Source organism: Mycobacterium sp., assembly GCF_039583805.1.
GTDB lineage: Bacteria > Actinomycetota > Actinomycetes > Mycobacteriales > Mycobacteriaceae > Mycobacterium.
This window is the reverse complement of sequence record NZ_JAVKSH010000195.1, coordinates 1-1,557: the sequence shown is the minus strand read 5'-3', so window position 1 is coordinate 1,557 and position 1,557 is coordinate 1. Positions and strand designations below refer to the sequence as shown.

The following is a 1,557-nucleotide window of genomic DNA, read 5'->3' as shown; positions in this document are numbered from 1 at the left end:
ACAGCCACCGCACCAGCCGGCGGCCACACCGACAAATCGGCCGCAGGCCGCACCGGCGCCGGCCGCAGCACCCCCTCAGCATGGCAGATCCAGCTGCCGTCGGCGCGCGAAAACACCGACACCCCGCGGGAACCCGATTCCCCGGCGGCGCCCACCATCACCTGCACCGCCGTCGAACCGGCGGCGGGCAGCACCAAGGGCGCCGCCAGCGTCAGCTCGTCGACGACGCCGCAACCGACCTCGTCGCCGGCGCGGATCGCCAACTCGACGAACCCGGCCCCCGGGAAGAGCACCACGCCGCCGACGGCGTGATCGGCCAGCCATGGGTGCGACGCGGCGGAGAGCCGGCCGGTCAGCACCACCCCGCCGGAGTCCGGAAGCTCCACCACCGCCCCCAGAACCGCGTGTTCACCGGACCGCAACCCCAGGCCCGCGGCGTCCACAGCTCCGCCGTCGCCGGAGAGCCAAAACCGCCGCCGCTCAAAGGCATACGTCGGCAGCTCGACGAACCCCGCGCCGGGCAGCGCGGCCCGCCAGTCCACCGCCAGGCCGGACACGAAAGCCTGCGCGATCCCCGTCATCACACTGGCCGGCTCGGGACGGTCGTTGCGCAGCATCGGAACCGCCACGATGTCGGCGTCGGGCAGCGACTCGTCGATGGAGCTCGTCAGGCCGCCGGCGGGACCGACTTCGAGGAAACGACGGGCTCCGGCCGACTGCGCGCAACGCACGCTGTCGGCGAAGCGCACCGCCTCGCGGATGTGGCGCGCCCAGTACTGCGCCGACCCGAAGTCCGCCCCGGCCACCTGGCCGGTCACGTTGGAGATGACCGGGATGGCGGGCTGCCCGACGGTAAGCTGCCCGACGGTGAGCTGCCCGACGGTGAGCTGCCCGACGGTGAGCGCCCTTGCAACCGTGGCGAATTCGGCGATCATCGGCTCCATCAGCGCGGAGTGGAAAGCGTGCGAGACGGCCAGTCTGTGGGTTCTGCGGCCCTGCTGGCGCAGCTCATCGGCGACGGCGGTGACCGCGTCCTCGGCGCCGGACAGCACCACCGACGCCGGGCCGTTGACCGCCGCGATACTGACACCGCCGGTGAGCAGCGGCGACACGTCGGCTTCGGTCGCTGCGACCGCGATCATGGCGCCGCCGGCGGGCAGCGCCTGCATGAAGCGGCCGCGGGCGGCGACCAGGGCCGCCGCGTTCTCCAGCGAGAGCACTCCGGCGACGTGCGCGGCGGTCAGCTCGCCAACCGAGTGGCCCATCACGAAATCAGGCCGCACACTCCAGGATTCGAGCAGCCGGAACAGCGCCACTTCAACCGCGAAGAGCGCCGGTTGTGCGAATTCGGTGGTGTTGAGCAGGTTTTCGTCGTGCCCCCACATCACGTCGCGCAGCGGGCGTAGCAGATGGCGGTCCAACTCGCCGACGGCGGCGTCGAACGCCTCGGCGAACGCCGGGTAGGCGGCGTGCAGCCCCGCGCCCATGCCGAGCCATTGGCAGCCCTGGCCGGGGAACACGAACACGGTCTTGCCCGCCGGCACGGCGCTGCCCGCC

1 protein-coding gene is annotated in these 1,557 nt (G+C 72.6%); it reads right to left on the bottom strand.

Going from position 1 to position 1,557, the window contains the following annotated elements; translation table 11 throughout:
* Nucleotides 1-1,557, bottom strand: a 1,557-nt coding sequence (locus tag ABDW21_RS16880; RefSeq protein WP_343710783.1) for a type I polyketide synthase, incomplete at both ends; no start/stop codon positions are given.